Below are 20,216 nucleotides of genomic sequence, written 5' to 3'. Positions count from 1 at the left end.
TTATGCCTCTTCTCTGTATTTGGAAGGCGTTCGGCCAAAATGATTTTTGAATAACGAGCTGAAGTAGGAGAAGTTATTATAACCAACATCCTGGCCGATATCGATGATTTTACGATTGGTTGTTATAAGCAGTTCCTTTGCCTTTTCCATTCGGTGCACGGTCATGAACTTATTAAGGCTTATCCCTTTCTGTTTCTTGAATAGATGGCTCAAATAACTAGGAGATAAATAAACCCGCTCCGACAATAATTCCAACGACAAGTCAGTCTGATATTCGTTCTCGATTATTCGGACGACTTCATCAATCGCTTTGGAGGTCGCTTCCGAATTCGTTTCGCAGAAAGACTCGTTTTCCTTTAGAATGCTCAGTACTACTTTACGCAAATCGCTCAACTTTACCGTTTTATAGATGTCCTCCAAACTATGCTTGAATCTATCGTTATTCTTTTTTATAGAGGCATTGAATGCAGCTTTGACAATTTCGGTGCACACATATTTTACATAGATAACCGTTAAATGCTCACTGTTTTGTAGAGCATCAAACAGTTGCTCGACATACAGTTGCGCGATATCATATCGGTTGTGCTGAATATTTTGCGTCAATTGCGTTAACACATCATTTACTGCTGCTGTCATATCGCCCTGAGCAAATGATGTGCGGTTTGCCAGCATCACCGTACCCTCATCGAAAAAGAACTTGTTTTCCAGCATCGTTTCCATTTCGTGAAATTGTTTGTGGAGCTGCTTCACATCATCCATCAATCCGCTGATCACAACACAAATATCATTATCGTACATATCCTGGAATATCCGGATCAATTGCTGGCCAAGCTCCGTTATAGCTTCCAGCGACTCGTCGGGGGCTGTTTCCAAGAACAGCAACGCTTGAAACTCATTCAAGTGAATAAAATCGACGTTGCGATGAATGAGCTCGCCCAACTGCTCTTCGATATCGAGATCAAGCCGATCGAAAAAACGTTTACGAGAATCCAGCATCAGCATCCGCATGTAAGGATACTTATCGAACCTGCCGGTAGGCACCTTCAGATCTCGTTCGTCATCCGTCTCCTCTGCCTTGCTGAGTATAATATCGGTAAGCTGCTTCTGCTTCTCGTATCTGACTTCCTTCAAATAGGCAGCTTCGAGTCTTTCCTGCTGAACCTTCAATTTCAACGCATCCTCGCAAAGCTGGATGATCTCGGTCATATTTTTAATAAATTCGCTAACCTGCACAGGTTTTAAAATATAATGGATTGCCTTCAGATCGATTGCCTTCTGTGCATACTCGAACTCACCATAGGCGCTCATAAACATCGTTTTGATAGGCTTACCTAGTTCACGAACCTTCTCTGCTAGCTGTAATCCGTCCATCCCGTTCATCCGGATATCGGTGAGCAGGATGTCTATATCATGGGTTTCGATATACAAGAGAGCGCTTTCACCACTGTCAGCTTCAAAGATCTCCAAATGCAGTCCGTATTTATCAACGAGAAACCTAACGCCGTCCCGTTCGAACTTGTCATCATCAACAACAAGCATTTTTAACAAGTACATCACCACATTTCGCCAGAAATATTTTCAATGGGAGTTTACCACTAACATAAGCTATTCATATACCAATACAGTACTATACTTTCCAGTTCATTAACAAACACATCTTTGTCAACCAGATACCCGACAAAGGTAACTGCTGCGATAACACCGTCATCCAGAGCATCTTTGGCACAATGAAACCTGAATTTCTTTATATAAATGAATTTGAAAGGATTGAACATTTTAATCATGAACTTTCAAAATATATCGATTATTACAATAACAAGCGTATTAAGACAAAATTAAAAGGAATGAGTCCGGTACTGTACCGGACTCATTCCCAGAAAATCGCCTAATAAAATAACCTGTCTCACTTTATGGGGTCACTTCAATACCTCTACTCAGCTTTTTAATTATCATTTCATTTCTTAATCCTAAAGAATTATGCAAAAAAATACAATTTCATTTTTCATTTACAAGCCTATGGAGCAGCATACTTCCTATTATACTACGGAATGAAAATGTAAATAAACACAATAATGCTAATGCATTCCTAGCTTCACATGATTAAAGAGTCAGCCTCCGAATAAAGCCAAACAAGCTGACGCCGTTAAAATACCGGAGCCAGCTTTCAGCACATTGCGCTTTTCAATTATATTTTATCTGCGGCCTTGTCTCCTCCCTGCCTATTTATATGTTTTTAGCTGCTTCTAACTCTTTTACAATTTGCGGGAATAACTTATCTAATTTATAGAAGTAGAGAATAACGACCATGAGCGCACTAATGATGATGGGCAAATAAATGTACATGAACAGGATTGAGGAACGAGCGGATTCGCTAATATGCTCCTGACCACCAACATAACCTCCAAATGCGAGCATCCAACCGACTATTGCGGCGCCAAGCCCGCTGCCTGCCTTTGAGCCGAAGCTTCCAGCGCTGTAAACTAAACCTTCTGTTCGCATGCCTGTTTTCCATTCTCCATAATCTACGGTGTCTGCAAGCATCGCGAACATCGTTGCAGCTAATGGAACGCCGCCAAGTGATTTGATCACCGACGCGACGATTACGATTTTAATGCTAGTTGGATCAATAACCGTAATCGCTGCTCCCAAAATCGTGATGGCTAACCCTAGGAGTGAGGAATTACGTTTACCGAACTTTTTAATAATCGGAGCAACAAACAGCAAGCCAATTAACAACGGGATAAAGGAAATAACACCGAGAATGGACATCAATTCAGCATTACCTAAAATATACTGCACGTAATAAATGTTAACCGCTGTATTAACCGACGTCATAATAAAGCTCAGAATCATGAAGACCACGAGCAGCGCCCAATATTTATTGCGGAAAAGCGCTTTCAAAGAGCCGCTAAGCGGGACCGTATTTTGGACTACTGCTGGCTTGACTCTCTCTTTCGTCGTACGGAAAGTAATCAAGAACAACACCGCTGTAATCGCACCATAAATAATAAACGTCATCACCCATCCCTGTTTGCCGCCACCGAATGCATTTACGATGGGAACCGTCATGGTCGAGACGAGCACCGCGCCAAAGATAGCCATCAACATACGGAATATGTTAAGCAAAGATCGCTCATAAGGATCTTGTGTAATCAATGAATTCAACACACCATAAGGAACGTTCGCTCCTGAATAAATAATGTTTAGAATGAGATAGGTCACGTAAGCGTAAATATCTCCAACGCCATACCCGAGCTTCTCCGAAAATGAAAGTTTAGTCTGATCCATAGTAGCAACCTCGATTGTATAATTATTTTTGTCCGTTTAGTTGGAGGAGAAGCTGTTCGACCATTTCATCTGAAAAAGCACCTTTAAATGCCAAACATCCAAGCCTGAGTACATATCTGCTTTTTCTTCCAATATCATTTGTGAAACCATTTTCTTTATGTCAAAATTCTTTTTGAATCATCCTTAAATAAACTCACAAACTGTGAAGCGTTTTCATTTTTCACTACTCACTCATTATAGATGATCAAAAAAACGGAAATATGGTATGATTATTTGAATAAAAGTAAATTTATTTGGAGGCATTAGATGGAATTTAATCCTTCCTTTTTAGCTAAATTACTTCATGAGAGCTTGCAGCTGCCTGTTTATTGGTTGAGTGCGGATGATCCAAGCGGGCAGGAATATTTCGAATCCAGCGCTCCTATCCCATTTTCCGCCTTACAAAATCCAGAATACTTCCAGCAATTAATAAAACGAACCTGGGATAAAACTTTTCCCGTTATTCAGACAACGGAGTTCGAGGAATTTTTTATCGTGCAGCCCGTTTATTCGAATTTGAAGCGAGCAGGAACCATTATTATAGGTCCCTCAATTGATTATGTTCCTTCCGAAGAAACTGTTCGAAATCTCATGAATGACAATAATATTCCAAGAAAACTCCATCCAGCTTGGGTTGAATATTTGCGCAGTCTCCCACTTGTTTCCAAGCAGAGATTATTTCACATTGGCATCATGGCACATTGGATTGTCAATCAAGAGGCGTTAGCATTGACGGATGTTCTTGAGTATAATTTCCGGTTGGACCAACGGTTTTTGTCAGAGGAAGCTATCGAGCTATCGATGTCTAATATGAAGGAATTTTCTAATCTTCACACGAGCCAGGAATTTGAACAGATATTATTACGGCATATTAAGAACGGCGATAAAACTGCACTTAAGAATCTATTCGTAATGGGTGTAATTGGGGAGGCAGGCACACTTTCCAAACGAAGTCATTTGAGAAGCCGCAAAAACATTGCCATCTGCGCAATTGCTGTAGCCGTTCGAGCGGGTATGGAGGGTGGACTGTATACTGAGCTGGCATATCGCTTAAGCGATACTTACATTCAGCATATCGAGGATTTAACTGATGTTCGCTCGGTTGAAACCGCGATGATAGACGCCTTCTTAGATATTACGGATCGCGTTAGCGAAAATCGGAAAGGCACCGTTTCTAAGCCAATCGCGAAATGCCGCGAATACATTTTTAATCATTTATATGATGCGATTTCTATCTCTGAACTGGCTGAGCTGACTGGACTTAACGGTACCTATTTATCCACCCTTTTCAAAAAAGAAACAGGACTCACGATCAGTCATTTCATCCATCAGGAGAAAATAGAAGAAGCTAAGAAGCTGCTCGATTTCACAAGTGAATCGGTCTCAACCATCGCTACTCGTTTGAACTATTATGACCAGACTCACTTTATTAAATCGTTTAAAAAACATGCCGATTTCACACCTAAGCAGTATCGTGATCGAAAACGGAATGGAGATAAAAAGCCCATAAAAATATCCCCTCCAAGTTCACTTTCTTGAGCGACCGTTTAAAGGGGAAGTGCGCGGGCTGCGCAGTCAGTTCGCGTGAATGGATCAGTTGGAGCCATTGCAGCTATGCAAAGAGAACTGCTCTACGTTATTGAGTTTACGATAGGGCAAGAGAAAATCACCGAGGTTGATTTAATTTCTATCCTCTCTCGAACGGCTGCTAACCTTAATGGTCAAAAGCAATTTGCCCCTCTTTACTGCCAGCAACACATTTCGTTCCCAAAACTCAGCTGGCGGTAGAAAATAAAGCATTAGACTGGGTGTCTTTATTCCACGCTGATTCTCAATTGTAATATCGTCAGACTTCATACAATAAGTTTTAGACTGACCTCAGAAATTGAAACAGCGACAGCCAAGGACAAAAAATAAAGTCCTAGACTATCGCTGTTTCATTGAACTAACGTTCCTCGTTAGTTGAAGAAAGTATTGTTATTACGATCAGTTATTTTAAATGCCTGATTTAAGCAACTTAGATGGTCTAGCTTCACACCCATCATATCATTGAACACTCTGTATATAAGTTTTGCTAAATCTATTTCATTTGTACATGTTATAGACTTTTGTGCAATCTGATTGATCTCAATATCATACTCGTTCTGTGGAGCACCTCCAGCTAATAGACCGATAGGATCCCAATTGTTAATCACTTCAGTTAAAAGCTTGGTACTTATTTTCACCTTTTATCACACCTTATTTGGCAATCAATCTAGTAAAAATATTCTATAATTTGCTCTACAATCCTGCCCGTTTGCTTAATAATGAACTGAATATTTACAGGCATCCAAAGATACTATTGAACCTGATTAGCTAAGTCTATTAGGTCGGACTCATCTAATTTATAATTACCTAACTGAATATGGTATCCGTTTATATAATAAATAAATCGAGCCAAAAACCCATTTTCACTTTTCCACCAAATTGATTGGCTGGTCTCGTCCTCTTTGTAATATGCTTGTTTCCCATTTTCAAGTTCAATGGGTTGCTTGCCTTGCTCAGATACTTTCTCTGGTTCATCAATAACCTTACTCAAGATATAGCTTATTTCTTGCGTGGTCTGCTTGTTTTTATAATGAAAAACATATTGGTGAAGTTCATATGGATCATCAATTGATATCTCCGTACGAACTTCATTAACTTCAAATGGAAATCTAAACGGTTCATTGAAATCATAACGCATCATTGGGATACTTCTTTCTTTGTTTGGATTGTGACCACTACATCCACTTATTAAAATCATCAATATTAGAAAAACAAGAGAAATACTCCTCATTATTTCACCCCTTGTTACATTAACGTAAAAGGAGGCATTTTGTTGCGCTAAACTGCCCGTTAGCTTAATGATTTAGCGAATTTCCTTCAACCAAAAGAACCCTTTTCGAACGAGGTATAGAGCCGAGCGTATGTACCTCCCTCGAAGGATATTCCTATTTCGTATCTACACTAATGATTTCTCGCAGCCCACTGCAATTTTCCTCAATACAAAAAGGTTCCGAGTTTCCGGAACCTTAAGGAACAGTACAATACTCACATGTGGTTTTCATTACTTTGAATTCTCAATTGCTTCTCTTAAGGCTTTTGCTAGATTACCTTTAATAATTTCATGACCTAAATGTATTTTTTTATCATCTAAAAAATCAAAACCTTTTTGCTTCTTTGTAGGAGTTAAAGAATAACCTTCTTCCCTATCACATGAGTATATAACTAGTTTTGTCCCTTTTATTGCTTTTTCATAGCCTTTTACTCCTAAATACTTCTCAAGCGGAGTGATGTCGTTTTCCACGGGAGTTAGAGAATGGCATTTCTGAAATACATATTCAAGCGCTGACTCAATTTGTTCCTCACTGTTAGGATTTTCAACCTCCTTTACTACATCAATGTTTGCAATAATTCCTCCACACTTATTAATAATTCCATTAGCAATCATAATAATTCTTTTACCGTAAACATAAATATCAACTTGTTTGTATTCCATACTGATTTTCCTCATTTCAAAATATGATACACGACCTAAACGCCTATTTCTGCTGGGTCATTCAGCTGCGTTCGCAAACTACTCCATGGTGCGTTAAACTAACGATTCCCTTTAGCTTAATCCTCTAGAACGTTGCCTAACGACTTTATTGATCAGGATCCAAGTGAAGTTGTGATATGTTTAATGACGGTTTCTTCATTGCGCTCCAATCTGGTGGATCAGTGAAGAAAGTCTTCAGTCGATCAAAGATTTGTTCTCGCTCTTTGAACCAATAGGTACGCTCATTAATCTCAAAGCAGAGGATGAGCGCAATATCAAAGGGTTGATTTGCCTCACTAAATGAAAATTCATTCACGATTGTTTGTTCGTCGATTCCTCCCGAATCACTAAGGTCCTCGTCGTCTTCAATCTTTGAGCTAGCAGATGTTTCTTCACGAAGTTGAATGTGTTGTTCGAATAATTTCTTAGCTTCGTTCATATGGGAAATGAATCTATTCGGATCAAATAGTAATGAAAAATAACCCATCAACTCTTCGAACAATCCTCGCTCAGTGAGACCAATTTCTATTCTGGTAAAACCATGTGTTAAGCCGGGCTTTACCTCTTCCATATAGGAATAGTTGAAGCGAGCTAAGTTTGCCGCATAAGAACTTCTGCCAGTACGATAGTTGTAGAAAGAGCTGCACAGCAACCAGACAAGAGGTGGATAAATCCACCAAAAATATTTATTATGGTCTCGATATAAATTACGATTGGCTGTCCCAAGTAACTCAAAATAATCTGCCAGTTTACCGAGCTCGCCATTCTCATATAACGGACCTAGTAATCCTCGAAACTCATAAAGTCCTAAAAAAAAGTGGTTGTCGATTGAGTATCCTTCATTCAGATCTCCCCGATTCCTTTCCTCCGTTCGCTCGATATTCTCCTTTAACCCTTTATAAAACAATAGTCGATCATTCAACCGTATACACGCTCCTATATAACCAATGATTCCTATTTCAATCCTGGCTCCTAATCTCCTCATACTAACACATATTGGAAGTATCCTGCCCGTTAGCGTAACGACGAAGGGCTGCCACGTGGCAGCCCTTTTAGTCTTCAACTATCGTTACCTGTTAGCGTAGTGCTCTAGCTCCACAAACCAATCCCCTAAGTGATCTGGAGAATGGGCATCTGACCCGTATATACACGAAACCCCATGGTGCCTACATTTAATCAGGAACCATTCAGGTACATACGCTTTCCCACATGTATCTACCCTTAATCCTGCCGTGTTCACATCAAGTCCAACATTCATTCTAAGGAGGAGCGGAATAATTTTCTCCATGCGATCTTTGATTTGCCCTTCATCTATTTCAGGCAAGACGGTTTTAAATTTTTCAATTAGATTAATATGTCCAATTCTTTTCCGTATAGAGAATTGGGAGATCCACTCAATTGCTTCTTCAATATAGTTGTAGTACTCATCAACAACCTTCTCCATCGTTCCGTAATGCTTTAATATATATTCTTTAAAATAATCTGGTCGGTAATCAATTAATCACATTCCACCCATACCGGGTATATAGTACACAGAATAAATAATGTCTTCTAAATCCTGATCAAAGTCATCTATTATTCTTTCAGTGAAATCAAGTTTACCTGGTAAGTAATCTAGCTCTAAACCAACAGCAACATCTATCTTTCCATTGTATTCTTGTTTTTATGCTTGGCATGTTCGATGTACAGAGAAAGCTCACTGTAAGGCATTGCTAGCCTTTTATATAACGAAGCATCATCGATCCAGTTCAATGGTAAAGGGGCATGTTCACTGAGCGTGTAACGCTCGAATCCTAAATTAATCGCTCGTTCTAAATATTCTTCTTGTGAAGTGCCACTACCATGATGACAGTATGGGGTATGGGAATGATCGTCCCATTTCAAATGAAGGTTCCTCCTTATACAAATTGACTGACGGCTTGACTCTTGTAGAGATATCTAATTGTCTAAAGCCATGTTTATCCTCCCAATAAATAACACTTCATTCTTCTATTACAAGACCCTTCTCTTTACACCATTCCATAACTAATTCCTTCACCTTTTTTTCTTTGAATTCATACCATTGTCTTTCGACGTCATGTTCAATGATTCCATCTTTAAATCTTCTAAATGCTCCTCTTCCTTGAATAGCTCCAAACAATTTTTCTCGAACCTCTGCTTTGTCTAATGTCTCAATAAATTCTTCTATTAGTTCATACTCATGGAACTCGTTTCTTAATGTGAATTCGAGGTAAACCTCGTCTTCATCCTCTATAATTTTTATGGCTTGTTCAATGTTCTCTCGTTCCCAATCCGGATAATTGTCAAGCAGCTCTTCATCTTCTGCCGCTCTCATCTCTTCTCTCGATAATGTTATTACTTCTCCTGTCTGGATGTTTATGTATGTTAGGGTCTCATCCATTTGAATTTCAATTTCAGTAATTAGATCATCTAATTTTACTGTTGCTTTTCTCTCCATTTCACATCTGTCCTTTCATTGAGATTCCTTCTACAAAACAGTTTATTCAAATTACCAAGATAAATCATAGAGGAGCTGCTTTTAAACATGTAACTCGTCCTCAACTATCATCAGACTTTGCAAATTAAATCCGCAGCAACAGCAGCAGACTAGGACGCGAAATAAAGATCTAGACTGCCATTGCTATGGCTACGACTTTTCAACTATCGTTTCCCGTTAGCGTAACGAACAAGCATGTCACCCTGGTTAAGCACATCCTCTGAATAAGGTAATAACCGTACCGAATAGTGCTTTTGAATACACTTATATCCACGTTTGAAACGATTTATTAACCATCTTTACATTGTTCATTTTTGCCCAGCTCTTTAAATCCGAGATGCCTCTATCTTCATCCTTTGAATACCTAAATGCCATATCCAATGGGACGATCTTCCTCCTGTAAGGTAATATCCCAATAACAGGTTTAAAGTACCCCCTGGTCATTATCACTTTAATATCCCTTGAATTAATTATATTCCCATTTAATATGATTTGCTCATTGGATAGGCATAACACGGTTGGTTTCTTAAAAAATGTTCTGTACAATGCGAGTAACAGTACAACTAAACATAGAAGAATCACCGTTAACGAAGCGTAGAATATACCCCTCTGATCCCATAACCTCAATACAAGAATAGATTGACTCGATATAATAGCAATCATTCCTATAATGGTTCCAATCCTTGATGGACTCTTAACTGGATGCTTTATTTCCATAAACATTGCCCCCCTGTTCAAATCCCTTATCTTAGAATACCACTTATTGGAACTATTCTGCCCGTTAGCGTAACTACGAAGGGCTGCCACGTGGCAGCCCTTTTAGTCTTCAACTATCGTTTCCCGTTAGTTCAGCGAGTTAAACTATTAAATTCCTACTATTGCAGATAAGTTAATATCAAAAATATGCTGTATCAAAGCAAAGACGAATAAGATTGCAAATGATATTGCGATATACTTTAATGACCTATAGAAAGCCAATAATAAATGAAGTTTTTCTTCCGCCATGTAATATATAGAACTTCCACCAATCAGCATAAAACAACAGGCCACTATTTTTACTGGAATTAAGTAGTACCATTGAGGAATGCCCGTTCCATAAATTGAAATTATGTAACCAATAAGATAAGTTGCTCCGTAATATCTCCATCTCCTTCTGATAATTCAACACACCTCCTTAATTGAAACTTTTTATAAATTACGGTGTGCTAAACTAACCTGACCGTTAGCTCAACGAGGCTACCGTTCATTTCCGGCAGTCTTGTCCTGGTGATTGTTACACTATAGTGTCCCGTTAATTGAATAATGGTTCGCTTACTATCCTAAACTGAATCCATTCGATACCTGTAACTTTTGTTTTAGTGGTTAGTCCACTAAATTCCCAAATTCCCGATTCTGAATTGGAAGGACCAGTAACCTGCCATTCATAAGCCAATTTGTGAGCACTTACTAGGGTTGAGAAAACGGCATGAGAAATATCGTCCTTATTTAAGGATGTGCTAAAACCAACATCATATAAAGCCGAATCCTTCCAATAACGTTCACAGGATAAAAGGACAGCATTCGTCTCACAAACCTCTTCGAATCTTGAGAGTAATTTTCGAGCCTTTTCCTCTGTATTCACTTTGAAAAACGCATGCCAATGAATGCTTTTATACATCTAGATACCCCAATCATTGAATAAGATGCGATGGTAATTTAACGATTCAGCCTGTTGTCATTGAACTATCGTGTCCCGTTAGTTCAATTATCTATCACCTTAATTGCAACCTCTTTACAGCAGTTGCTTTGTTAATTATCTCGTTAAACTCAGGAATCAAAGCACTACCAACTATTTTATCTCCAATCCGATTAATTGCCCAAGTTGCAAAAGAAATAGCTTGCTCATTGTTGTTCACCTGCAAATGCACTCTAGAAATAACTAATGCTAGTCTAGTATCTGTTAGCACGTCACCTAACCGTTTTACATTCTTATTCCTTTGTTCTATGTCCTCAGCGCTAATACTGGTGAGACATTCAGGGAAATTAATGAAACTCCCAAAGTATTGTAAACCGTATTCTACAAAAGTTTCTGTCATATGTCCGATGTTTTCAAGGGCTTCGATTTCCGTTTCACCATAACTCCACCATAAGTCTTCATCTTCAAGGTCTGAAAGTCGCCACCGAAAATCACAATCATAGGATGAAACTTTATTAAATGGGACATGAGCACCCAAAGGGTTTGGGATGAAGTCTATGTATACTCCAAGTTCAACACAACAACACCCGCCATTTTTATCAGCTTGAATATTGACAGTATAGATGAAATGATTATTTGGTTTTGTTCTATACTTACCGCCTGTACCATTGAATCCATGCTTTTTTAGTTCTTGTTCAAATGTATCTTTTAATAATTGCTTGAACTTTTTTAAATCAGTCATTGGTAATGCCCCCCCCCCCCTTGCCAGACACTTATTCGTGTCAGCAGCATCAATCTCTGTATTTAAAGCTATTTTATCATCAACTTAGCCTTGAATGTGATTGATATATGATTGTAATTAATTGAACAAATATAACTGGCGGACACCATGCTATCCTGCCCATTAATGAGCAGGCCACCGCAGCAGCTGCTCATCAATACGTTATTCAACTATCGTTTCCCGTTAGCTCAATGGAAGATTGTTATTTTTGCGTACGGATAACACGGAAATTACTCGCTTTGTATCCGTCTGTACTAGCTTTGAAAGTAATTTGAACTATATCCGAGGTAGAATCGTGTGTCGTAACTTCCCCTTCAAGTATGAACTCTTGTTGAGGATAAGAATCCGATTTCCTGATTGGTATGATATGAGCGCCGCCGATGAGAATGTTATTACCATACTCCTTTCTAAGTACGCTCATAATCTTAGGACTAAGTTCGAAAATAAGCACCTCTTCCAAACTCTTACGTTGAATGTCGGCATTATAGTTAGTTGGTGACTCCTCGCTGTAAGCTTCAGCACAATCCATTACTGTAAAGCAGGTTACCCCTATTGCCCAAATCAAAATTATACCTCTCCACCACATGAGAAATAACCCCCATAAATTTTTGGTTATTTTACCCAAGTGGTTATCGAACTATCCTGCCCGTTAGCTTAACAAACCGATAGCAATACTCTTCGAAAATGAAGGTGATTAGCTGGTATCCAGCGAAATATTAATCTTAATTGATGATATGACATTACGGGGGTAAACAAATGAGTGAATTTACTTCAGGCAGTCTTGTATTGAATATACATAGGAAAGCTATCGAAGACTTCAATCCCATTTTTATAAAACCGCTTAATGACAAATGGAGCGTGTTTTTTACGGAAGGTACAGACGTTAGTGACACCTATCCTGAGGATATTATAAAAATGATTGCTGGCGTACCTGTATTATACTTTTATAATTTCGAAGATCACGGCTGGGGTTTCACCATCCTTCATCAAAGCAGAGTTGTATCTGCATTCGATTATTCGTATGAGGAAGATGAAATTGAATTACAGAATTATGTACAAGAACGGTTTCCTGAAGAAGAAGCTATTGAATTACTCTATGTGAACCCTGATTCAGACGCTTTTAGGGTTAAAATACTTGGGGAATTCTATATGGAACATAGTAAGGAAGACAAAGTAAAGAAACTTATAATGAGTCTTGACGTGGATGCTTTTGCGTTATTCAACATCGATTCGGGTGGACTTGATAGACTGCGAGATATGTTCCGTATTGAGTCGTTGGTCAGTCTTCAAGATCGTTTTACCTTGATTGACGACTTCAAAGCGACCATAGATATCAAGGAAATGTGCTGGGTCCGTGCAGATCGGATAGAGAATCTGATGAATTAACAACTGCCAACTGCCTCTCGATTGAATCATTAAGCTGCATTAGCCGCTAGCCCAAACCTGAAATTAAGTTCGGGCTAGCGGCTATTTTGTTGAACTAACGTTCTACGTTAGTTGAATAACAAGTTCTTATCTTTTTCCTCTAATCCATCGATTGAATTTAGTTTCCCTCCATGCTGTCCATCCAATTGGCAGATCAGCAAGTTGGACCAAACTCGGGTCAATGTCTATTCATTCTTTTAACCCTAGAATACGAGCGTCTAATTCAATCACTTCTTCACCATCGAGAAACTGCCACATTCCATCATCGCTGTCATGGGATACTTATAGAATAGGGCTATGTCTATTCATTATTTTTTGGGTTGTAATAACAGCTACATTTTCAGGATCTTCAAATGGCCAAAGTCGTTCCATAAATACATAACCTCCAGATATGATTAAGCTAAAGTTAACCGTTAGTTAAGTAGGCATCCCTTCATTTTAGTATGTCTCCTTTCAGAGCACCATGTATCAGTTCATTTGTGATCTCCAATGCATCATCCCTTTTTTGTGCAGGTGCTGATATGATATACCCGCTACGACCATCAAAACCTGATTGATCAGGGTTCCTAGCATCTTTTGTAAATTTTAAAATTGTAAGTTTACTAAAATCGTCGTTAATAAAAATATTACCGTAAGCAAAATGTTTAGGTTGTCCCTTTTCATTATAGGTATAAAATAGAACTGCTTCACCATATTCGCTCAGTGTTATCTTTAATTGTCGATGCTCTTCTGGAACAGGTATATTTTCACCTTTAATATCGATTATTCCTGTGAATGTTCTTACTCCTTTTATGTTCTTTTTCATTTTACCATTTACAAATATGGTATCTGGCTTCACAAAATCACTATTTTCTTCACCCAATTGATACAATACCCCTTGAATCGTAAATTTATAGTGCTTTGGGTATGTATACATTAATATCCATACAATAAATGCCACTATAAGAAGTACCATTGGTATCCATAGTTTTTTCTTCAATTATCAACCACCACCTCAACTAACATTAAATGTAACTATCCGAAAGTACAATGAAAGGCTTGAATCTCACCACTAAAGTATTAGAGCAGTGATTAAAGTATCCTGCTCGTTAGCTTAATGAAGCATCGTCGCATCGTCAGTCTAACACTTTATTTTTCAGTCTAGAACTTTATTTCCTTCTAACTTCTGCTACTCCTGTTGTGCTTACGACTCATAAAAATTACTAGTCAGCTCCGTGCTTAAAACCCATAGCTTCGACGAATTTTCAGTGTCAATAGCGTATTTAGGATAGCTTCCCGAACCAAATATGTTTTTCAATTGCTCTACACCTTTTTCGCTTGTGGATGGTGCAACTATCTCTCGCTTGTGGTTAATTAGCTGACCTGTTACATCGCGGAATTCATCTGAAGTACAAATATAAAAATAATTGTCTGCCATGCCGGCTGGTGGCGGATTCGTTAAATTTTGAGCCGTAGCAAGCACTTTCCAAAATGGGCTAAGTTTGCTTATCGTTTCTTTTGATAATTTTACTCGGTTGATTTGAAGCGCATTGATTTTAATTCCCTTGCTTTTCAATTGTTCAGCTAATTTGAAGGTTAAAATCAATAATGCCATTTTGGAGTCACCGTACATCTTATATACACTGTGACGCTGCTTGTTTTGCAGTTCACCGCGTAAATTATCGAAGTCAATTTTTCTTTTGGGATCGAAGAAATTTTTAATATTGGTCGTACAGGCATTAAGAATTCTCGGGTCCTGCGATTTTTGAAGATGGTCTGTCAGCAAATTAGTCATTAAGAAGGGACCAAATGTGTTTGTAGCAAAAGATAGCTCAATATGTTCAGGACTAAGCTTATATTGCTTTTCTCCATGATTTAAGTAAGCTGCGTTATATATTAAAATGTCCAAACGTGAGTATTTAGCTTTGAATGCAGCGCAGAATAAACGAATAGAATCAAACGATGAAATATCCAGCTCCATCAAATCTACATTAACATTGTTTGCTGCTAGTATGATTTCTTGTTGCACAGGTCTACTAATCTGCAAATTGCGGCAAGCCATGACAACATGATATCCTTCGGTTGCAAACTTCAGCGTTGCTGCTTTTCCGATCCCCGAATTTGCTCCTGTTATAATAACAATCTTAGCTTTCATGTCGAACCTCCTATTGGATATTTTACGGTTACCCTTCAAGATTTGGTTCTTAAGTGCTTGAACAAATCGATTACATGATTAGAAAAGCATTTGAGATTGTAGTAGCTTGTAGAGCTTTTAGTGCTTTTAGTGCTTTTAGTGCTTTTAGTGCTTTTAGTGCTTTTAGTGCTTTTAGTGCTTTTAGTGCTTTTACTCAGTTATGTCTTCTCTATTTTGATGATAATATGGTGTGAAGGAATTGTTTCGATTTTATAAGCTGCGTTATCAGTTGGGTTCTTGAAAAAAATTGATTAGATGTCAATTGTTTGGGTGTGTTACTCAAGCTGTATATCAATAATATATCGTATTTGTTCAATTAATAGTGCATCTTACAAAAACTATGAGATACTTATGAATATTAGAAATAACGGCTATTGATGAAATAGTCAGCTGACGATATACTGACAACATAGGTCGTGAAGAACACGCCGCTGTCATACAACCATTCCTGTTTGGGAGTGTTTGTATGACAGCGGCGTTTTTATTTTGCAGAGGGGAAGTGTAAGTTATGGCATCTCAATTTGATCACAAATATAAGGAATGGTTACAAGCCAATATTGATTCAGAGAGTAATCATAGAAGACTTGAATTGCTCAATAAGGGACTTGGCCACGGAACAGTTGAATTTCTACGATCAGTATGGTTCCCTGCTGTCGGACATTTTGATTATCTGCTGCCTGAATGGGAAGTTCGCGATTTCAATAATGGCTATCGATATCTGGATCTTGCCTATATGCCAGGTGGCGCAAAAGGTGGAATTGAGATTCAAGGATATGCGTCCCATGCTCGAGATCTTGATGTAAGACGATTTAAAGATTTGTGTAGAAGGCATTGTTTGTTAGCTCTTGACGGTTGGATGCTGCTGCCTGTTGCTTACCCTTCTATTACGGACGAACCGCAACAATGCCAGCAGCTCGTTCTTGCTTTTATCGGTAAATTCATTTCTTCAGATGTGCCTTCACAGTTAATGAGCTCTGAAGCGGAAACCTTACGACTAGCACGACGTTTGCTCCGACCAATAACTCCTTTAGAACTCGCTGAGCATCTCAGAGTAAGTGATCGACATGCAAGGCGTATTTTGTACAAACTCGTTGAACTCCAACTGTTAGAGGTATCCAGTGGCCACCAACGTTGCCGTACTTTTAAAATTCGATTGTAACGGTATACATCCGTCTTAGTAGCATGAGAGTGGGTAATCTGACGGTGATAGTCAAAGTTCCGTGGGTTTGTACGTGTTACGAAAATACTCATTGTTGCTTGAGTGTGAGATTATGTCGGTAATACTCAATGTGACGTAGGCGTGTTTTTGTTTCGGTAATACTCAATGTTGCTTTGGCATGGGTTTGTTCCGGTATTATCCAATGCAACATCAGTGTGGGTTTATTCTGGTATTACTAGATGTAACTTGGCGCGGGTTTAAGTCGGTAATACTCAATGTAACATCGGCGTGGGGGTGTTTCGGTTATTCTCATTGTTGCTTGGGTGTGGGTTTGTGTGCCTCAAAGTTGCGTGGGGTGTTTGAATTCTTAATGTGACAGAAAAAGCAGCTTGGGTGGCGGGTGTTACGGACATAGGTTCCGCTATTTATGGGATTTAGCTCTTTTTTTGATTTTAACGGACATAGGTTCCGCTATTTGCTATAAATCGAGTCTTTTTGAGTGTTTCAGCACAAATAGCGGATCTCATGTCCGTTAAAATGTCAAAACCCACTAAAATTCAAAATTAGCGGATCTCATGTCCATTAGCAATGATAGACACTACCCCTCGAGTCAAAAAAAATCGAGGTTTTCCGCACAAAATATTCGGTATAAAAAAGAAAAACCACTCCTACCGAAGGAGTGGCATCTAATTACGACAACAGTTAGCAGACTGTTTTTTAACAAACGCTTAGTGCGGACTTTGCTCTGCGGCTTAGCCAATCTAAGGACCAATACAATGATTAGCGTTAAAACAGCGGCATAGGCTGAAACCATCTGTATGCGAAAATGATCGATTATTCCATGCAATAATACAACCAACACTAAGGACGTACATAAAACGGCATTCAGCCGCCGCTCCCTTTTGCCATATAGGATTCCCGCCGTGACTGCAATAATGACCAAAATAACAACTACCTCTAAAACTCGCATCATACATAACCTCCAACTTTATCTCAGACTTCAATTATGGATAGCCGTAATTGATTAGCTAGAGCATAAATGTTGAAGTACACTTCAAGGTCAAGCTTTAATTGAAACAAATAATGAGATTTTGAATTCACCATTTTTGACGACATCTTCCAAAAATAAATCGTTCATCTCATATTTGTTGCTGAACCTTCACTTTCCATCTGCCTCGTTCTATTTTTATCGCCTAATTAAATGTTAGAATAGAGAGATCAATTCAATCTATATTAGGAGCATGAAAAGTGCGAGGACATCCAATTCACATTTTACGAATCACAGGTTTTCTAGATGGCATTTCATTACTTTTATTACTATGTATCGCTATGCCCTTGAAATATATATGGGGAATAGAGCAAGCCGTGACGCTTATGGGAAGTATTCACGGGGGGATTTTCAGTTTATATGCTGTAGCAATACTTTACGCAGCTATTCGAGTGAAGTGGAGTTTGCTTTGGCCTGCAGCAGCAGTAATTGCGGCTTTTGTGCCATTAGGCAACTTTTTGCTCGATTGGAAGCTGAAGAAGGCACAAGCCAAATATAGTGTAAAGCCATTTAACTATGCCATATTAGTGTACAGTATCGTGTTTTTCTCTTTTATTGATCTATTTGCACAGCTGCCGGTTATGAGTACTTTTGCCGCTTCCGTTGGTGCAAGCTCGTTTATTGTAGGCATTGTCGTTGGGCTTTATTCATTAACCAATACGTTTGGCAACATATTGTCAGGTATTATGACGGATAAGGTAGGGCCGTTCAAAATACTAATGATCGGTTTGCTTCTGACAAGCAGCGCACTGCTGCTATATCAATTCGTTGACTCTCCAGTCGTATTAATAATCGTACGAATCATTCATGGTTTTGTGGCCGGATTAATTGTTCCAGCTGCGTTTACTTTCTCTGCAAATACTACGATAAATAATGAGCAAGGGAAAAAAGTTGCCTTCACGGGTACATTTGTTGGATTAGCCGCCATTATTGGACCTGCTTTCAGCGGAATTATGGCAAGCAAAACTTCCGTTCCCTTCGTTTTTACTTGTGTAGCTGTATTAGGGTTTGCACTCGCCATTTTGTCTGCTATTTTTTTAAGCAAGTACAAACCATTAAAGAAAGAAAAAGAAAAAACGATCGAACAAGCAGCAGGCTCATTCTTTAATGCAGGTGTTGTAAAAGCTTATGGCGGTGCCTTTTTCTTAATGTTCTCTCAAGGCGTAATCGCTTATTTGTTGCCGCTGCATGTTCAAACGCTTGGATATGATTCGAAATTAAGCGGCACGCTAATGAGCACTTTTGGGATCATTGCCGTTCTCATGTTTGTACTTCCTACAAACCGTATATTCGATCGCGTTTCCCCATCACGAACGATGGCATTAGGCATGGGTTTAATGGGATTAAGTCAGTTGCTTATTAGCCAATCATCAACGACATTAGGACTTTATTTTGTTTTAGGACTATATGGAATCGGCTTTGCTTTCTTGTTCCCATCCATTAATACGATGCTCATTAGAGCTACGCCAGCAGAGCTTCGCGGAAAAGCTTATGGATATTTCTATGCCTTCTTCTCTCTTGGTGTGGTTGCAGGCTCATCCGTTCTGGGATGGCTTCCTTTCAACATTATCGAAGGGTTCATCTTTACTGGAATCATCCTTCTGTTATTTACTGTTTTCATCGCCTTGAATAAGCAAAAAGAGCAAGCCTTCAATCACTAGTGCATAGCAGCAAAAAAAAGACAGCATTCCATTCAACTGGAGGCTGTCTTTTTCTTTCTCCACTTCAATCACCATTTACTGCTGTTCTCTCCAGCGGGGTTCGTCAGGACATTCTCCAACTCTAGCCGCAATGATTACCGATAAATAATCTTGTATCATTTCACGGGTAACATCCATTTGGGCAAGATACAAATCTGCCAATGTTCTCTTTAATCCCCTGACCAACTCTATATCCTCTGTACCTTCAGGCACGGGTGTATACTCCACCAAAAATACAGTTCTTGCAACATCATATAAAAAATGTCCGTGACACACATTCATGAAATCGATAACTTTTGTCTGACCATTGGATAATAAAATATTGCCTGGATGAAAATCACCATGACAAAGTGTGTCTCCATCCTTCAATTCACTCCATTTGTGCAATACGCCTTCTTGTTCCATTGCATTAGCCGATGACGCATTTATTATATTGTATTTTAAAAATGATTTGTAATCCGGCACATCGCTAGTGCTGACACTATTCTGTAGAATCGACTTATGAAGCTTGGACATATGCTCCGCGCATCCATGGAGATCACCTGTTTTCAAAACCCAATCGAGCAGTGATTCGCCCTCTACTTTGTCATAAATAATACCCATACGCTCTTCATAACTAATCATTTCATATGCCTTTGGTTTTGCGAAGTTCATATCATTAATGGCTTGTGCGTTTCTAAACTCTCTTTCCACATCACTTTTTGGATAACCGTGAACGAAAAGCTTAAGCACTGTCCCTTCTTCCCATTCATATACCGATGCGGTATTGCCTTCTCCGATTAATTTCCCATACTTCATTGATGTCATCTTTCCTTTCCAAATGGCTGCTTCATTCATGGTATCATCTATACTTTTCTACCAATAATCATAGC

At 38.8% G+C, this 20,216-nt stretch carries 22 protein-coding genes and 1 pseudogene; 6 read left to right on the top strand and 17 right to left on the bottom strand.

Annotated elements, in window-relative coordinates; genetic code table 11:
- Entirely contained in the window at positions 1-1,554 is a 1,554-nt protein-coding gene (locus tag AC1DOV_RS10360) for a response regulator transcription factor (RefSeq protein WP_477549852.1), read from the bottom strand.
- A 122-nt stretch (positions 1,555-1,676) separates the two neighbouring features.
- Here AC1DOV_RS10360 and AC1DOV_RS10355 point away from each other — a divergent pair.
- Positions 1,677-1,889, top strand: a pseudogene (locus AC1DOV_RS10355) (IS3 family transposase); the annotation flags it as partial.
- 334 nt (positions 1,890-2,223) lie between these two features.
- On the opposite strand, the gene AC1DOV_RS10350 reads toward AC1DOV_RS10355, so the two are convergent.
- The gene (locus tag AC1DOV_RS10350) at positions 2,224-3,288 is read right to left on the bottom strand and encodes an MFS transporter (protein ID WP_477549851.1); all 1,065 of its coding nucleotides are present in this window, start codon (positions 3,286-3,288) and stop codon (positions 2,224-2,226) included.
- 306 nt (positions 3,289-3,594) lie between these two features.
- On the opposite strand from AC1DOV_RS10350, the gene AC1DOV_RS10345 reads away from it, so the two are divergent.
- Both AC1DOV_RS10345 and AC1DOV_RS10340 read left to right on the top strand, forming a co-directional pair.
- The gene (locus AC1DOV_RS10345) at positions 3,595-4,866 is read left to right on the top strand and encodes a helix-turn-helix domain-containing protein (RefSeq protein ID WP_477549850.1); all 1,272 of its coding nucleotides are present in this window, start codon (positions 3,595-3,597) and stop codon (positions 4,864-4,866) included.
- A 75-nt stretch (positions 4,867-4,941) separates the two neighbouring features.
- Positions 4,942-5,115 (top strand): hypothetical protein, encoded by a 174-nt coding sequence (locus AC1DOV_RS10340; RefSeq protein ID WP_441880898.1) that lies wholly within the window; start codon positions 4,942-4,944, stop codon positions 5,113-5,115.
- 170 nt (positions 5,116-5,285) lie between these two features.
- Here AC1DOV_RS10340 and AC1DOV_RS10335 read toward each other — a convergent pair whose 3' ends face one another.
- The 11 genes from AC1DOV_RS10335 to AC1DOV_RS10285 form a co-directional block, all read right to left on the bottom strand.
- Entirely contained in the window at positions 5,286-5,552 is a 267-nt protein-coding gene (locus AC1DOV_RS10335; protein WP_477549849.1) for a hypothetical protein, read from the bottom strand.
- 113 nt (positions 5,553-5,665) lie between these two features.
- Complete coding sequence (locus AC1DOV_RS10330; RefSeq protein ID WP_477549848.1) at positions 5,666-6,145, bottom strand: hypothetical protein; 480 nt, start codon at positions 6,143-6,145, stop codon at positions 5,666-5,668.
- 270 nt (positions 6,146-6,415) lie between these two features.
- Complete coding sequence (locus tag AC1DOV_RS10325; RefSeq protein WP_477549847.1) at positions 6,416-6,847, bottom strand: hypothetical protein; 432 nt, start codon at positions 6,845-6,847, stop codon at positions 6,416-6,418.
- Between the two features lie 145 nt (positions 6,848-6,992).
- The gene (locus tag AC1DOV_RS10320; protein ID WP_477549846.1) at positions 6,993-7,808 is read right to left on the bottom strand and encodes a hypothetical protein; all 816 of its coding nucleotides are present in this window, start codon (positions 7,806-7,808) and stop codon (positions 6,993-6,995) included.
- A gap of 147 nt (positions 7,809-7,955) precedes the next feature.
- Entirely contained in the window at positions 7,956-8,330 is a 375-nt protein-coding gene (locus AC1DOV_RS10315) for a PHP domain-containing protein (RefSeq protein WP_477511973.1), read from the bottom strand.
- Positions 8,331-8,524: 194 nt separating this feature from the next.
- Positions 8,525-8,770, bottom strand: coding sequence for a PHP domain-containing protein (locus AC1DOV_RS10310; protein ID WP_441880893.1), 246 nt, complete (start codon positions 8,768-8,770; stop codon positions 8,525-8,527).
- A gap of 97 nt (positions 8,771-8,867) precedes the next feature.
- Positions 8,868-9,344: a UPF0158 family protein gene (locus tag AC1DOV_RS10305; protein WP_477549845.1), complete on the bottom strand. Its 477-nt coding sequence runs from the start codon at positions 9,342-9,344 to the stop codon at positions 8,868-8,870.
- 303 nt (positions 9,345-9,647) lie between these two features.
- Positions 9,648-10,100 carry a hypothetical protein gene (locus tag AC1DOV_RS10300; RefSeq protein ID WP_441880891.1) on the bottom strand — a complete coding sequence of 151 codons (453 nt, stop codon included), beginning with the start codon at positions 10,098-10,100 and terminating at the stop codon, positions 9,648-9,650.
- Between the two features lie 574 nt (positions 10,101-10,674).
- Positions 10,675-11,040 (bottom strand): hypothetical protein, encoded by a 366-nt coding sequence (locus AC1DOV_RS10295; protein ID WP_441880890.1) that lies wholly within the window; start codon positions 11,038-11,040, stop codon positions 10,675-10,677.
- Positions 11,041-11,134: 94 nt separating this feature from the next.
- Entirely contained in the window at positions 11,135-11,800 is a 666-nt protein-coding gene (locus tag AC1DOV_RS10290) for a DUF4304 domain-containing protein (RefSeq protein WP_477549844.1), read from the bottom strand.
- 241 nt (positions 11,801-12,041) lie between these two features.
- Positions 12,042-12,425 carry a hypothetical protein gene (locus tag AC1DOV_RS10285; protein WP_441880888.1) on the bottom strand — a complete coding sequence of 128 codons (384 nt, stop codon included), beginning with the start codon at positions 12,423-12,425 and terminating at the stop codon, positions 12,042-12,044.
- A 170-nt stretch (positions 12,426-12,595) separates the two neighbouring features.
- Between AC1DOV_RS10285 and AC1DOV_RS10280 the strand changes: the two genes are divergently transcribed.
- Positions 12,596-13,225 carry a hypothetical protein gene (locus AC1DOV_RS10280; protein ID WP_477549843.1) on the top strand — a complete coding sequence of 210 codons (630 nt, stop codon included), beginning with the start codon at positions 12,596-12,598 and terminating at the stop codon, positions 13,223-13,225.
- A 472-nt stretch (positions 13,226-13,697) separates the two neighbouring features.
- Here the strand turns inward: AC1DOV_RS10280 and AC1DOV_RS10275 are convergent, their stop codons facing one another.
- On the bottom strand, positions 13,698-14,243 hold the full coding sequence (locus tag AC1DOV_RS10275; protein WP_441880886.1) for a hypothetical protein: 546 nt from the start codon (positions 14,241-14,243) through the stop codon (positions 13,698-13,700).
- 204 nt (positions 14,244-14,447) lie between these two features.
- Positions 14,448-15,398, bottom strand: a complete 951-nt coding sequence (locus tag AC1DOV_RS10270) for an SDR family NAD(P)-dependent oxidoreductase (protein WP_477549842.1) — start codon at positions 15,396-15,398, stop codon at positions 14,448-14,450.
- A gap of 547 nt (positions 15,399-15,945) precedes the next feature.
- Here AC1DOV_RS10270 and AC1DOV_RS10265 point away from each other — a divergent pair.
- Positions 15,946-16,596 carry a transcriptional regulator gene (locus AC1DOV_RS10265; protein ID WP_477549841.1) on the top strand — a complete coding sequence of 217 codons (651 nt, stop codon included), beginning with the start codon at positions 15,946-15,948 and terminating at the stop codon, positions 16,594-16,596.
- 610 nt (positions 16,597-17,206) lie between these two features.
- Here the strand turns inward: AC1DOV_RS10265 and AC1DOV_RS10260 are convergent.
- Positions 17,207-17,569 carry a hypothetical protein gene (locus AC1DOV_RS10260; protein ID WP_477549840.1) on the bottom strand — a complete coding sequence of 121 codons (363 nt, stop codon included), beginning with the start codon at positions 17,567-17,569 and terminating at the stop codon, positions 17,207-17,209.
- Between the two features lie 275 nt (positions 17,570-17,844).
- Here AC1DOV_RS10260 and AC1DOV_RS10255 point away from each other — a divergent pair, with 275 nt between their 5' ends.
- Positions 17,845-19,305 carry an MFS transporter gene (locus tag AC1DOV_RS10255; RefSeq protein WP_441880882.1) on the top strand — a complete coding sequence of 487 codons (1,461 nt, stop codon included), beginning with the start codon at positions 17,845-17,847 and terminating at the stop codon, positions 19,303-19,305.
- A gap of 75 nt (positions 19,306-19,380) precedes the next feature.
- Here the strand turns inward: AC1DOV_RS10255 and AC1DOV_RS10250 are convergent, their stop codons facing one another.
- On the bottom strand, positions 19,381-20,181 hold the full coding sequence (locus AC1DOV_RS10250; protein WP_441880881.1) for an aminoglycoside phosphotransferase family protein: 801 nt from the start codon (positions 20,179-20,181) through the stop codon (positions 19,381-19,383).
- Between the last annotated feature and the right edge of the window lie 35 nt (positions 20,182-20,216).

The sequence above is a fragment of the Paenibacillus sp. 01T47 genome (assembly GCF_056398245.1).
Note: the sequence above shows the minus strand (reverse complement) of the source record. Positions and strands in the feature narration are given on the sequence as shown.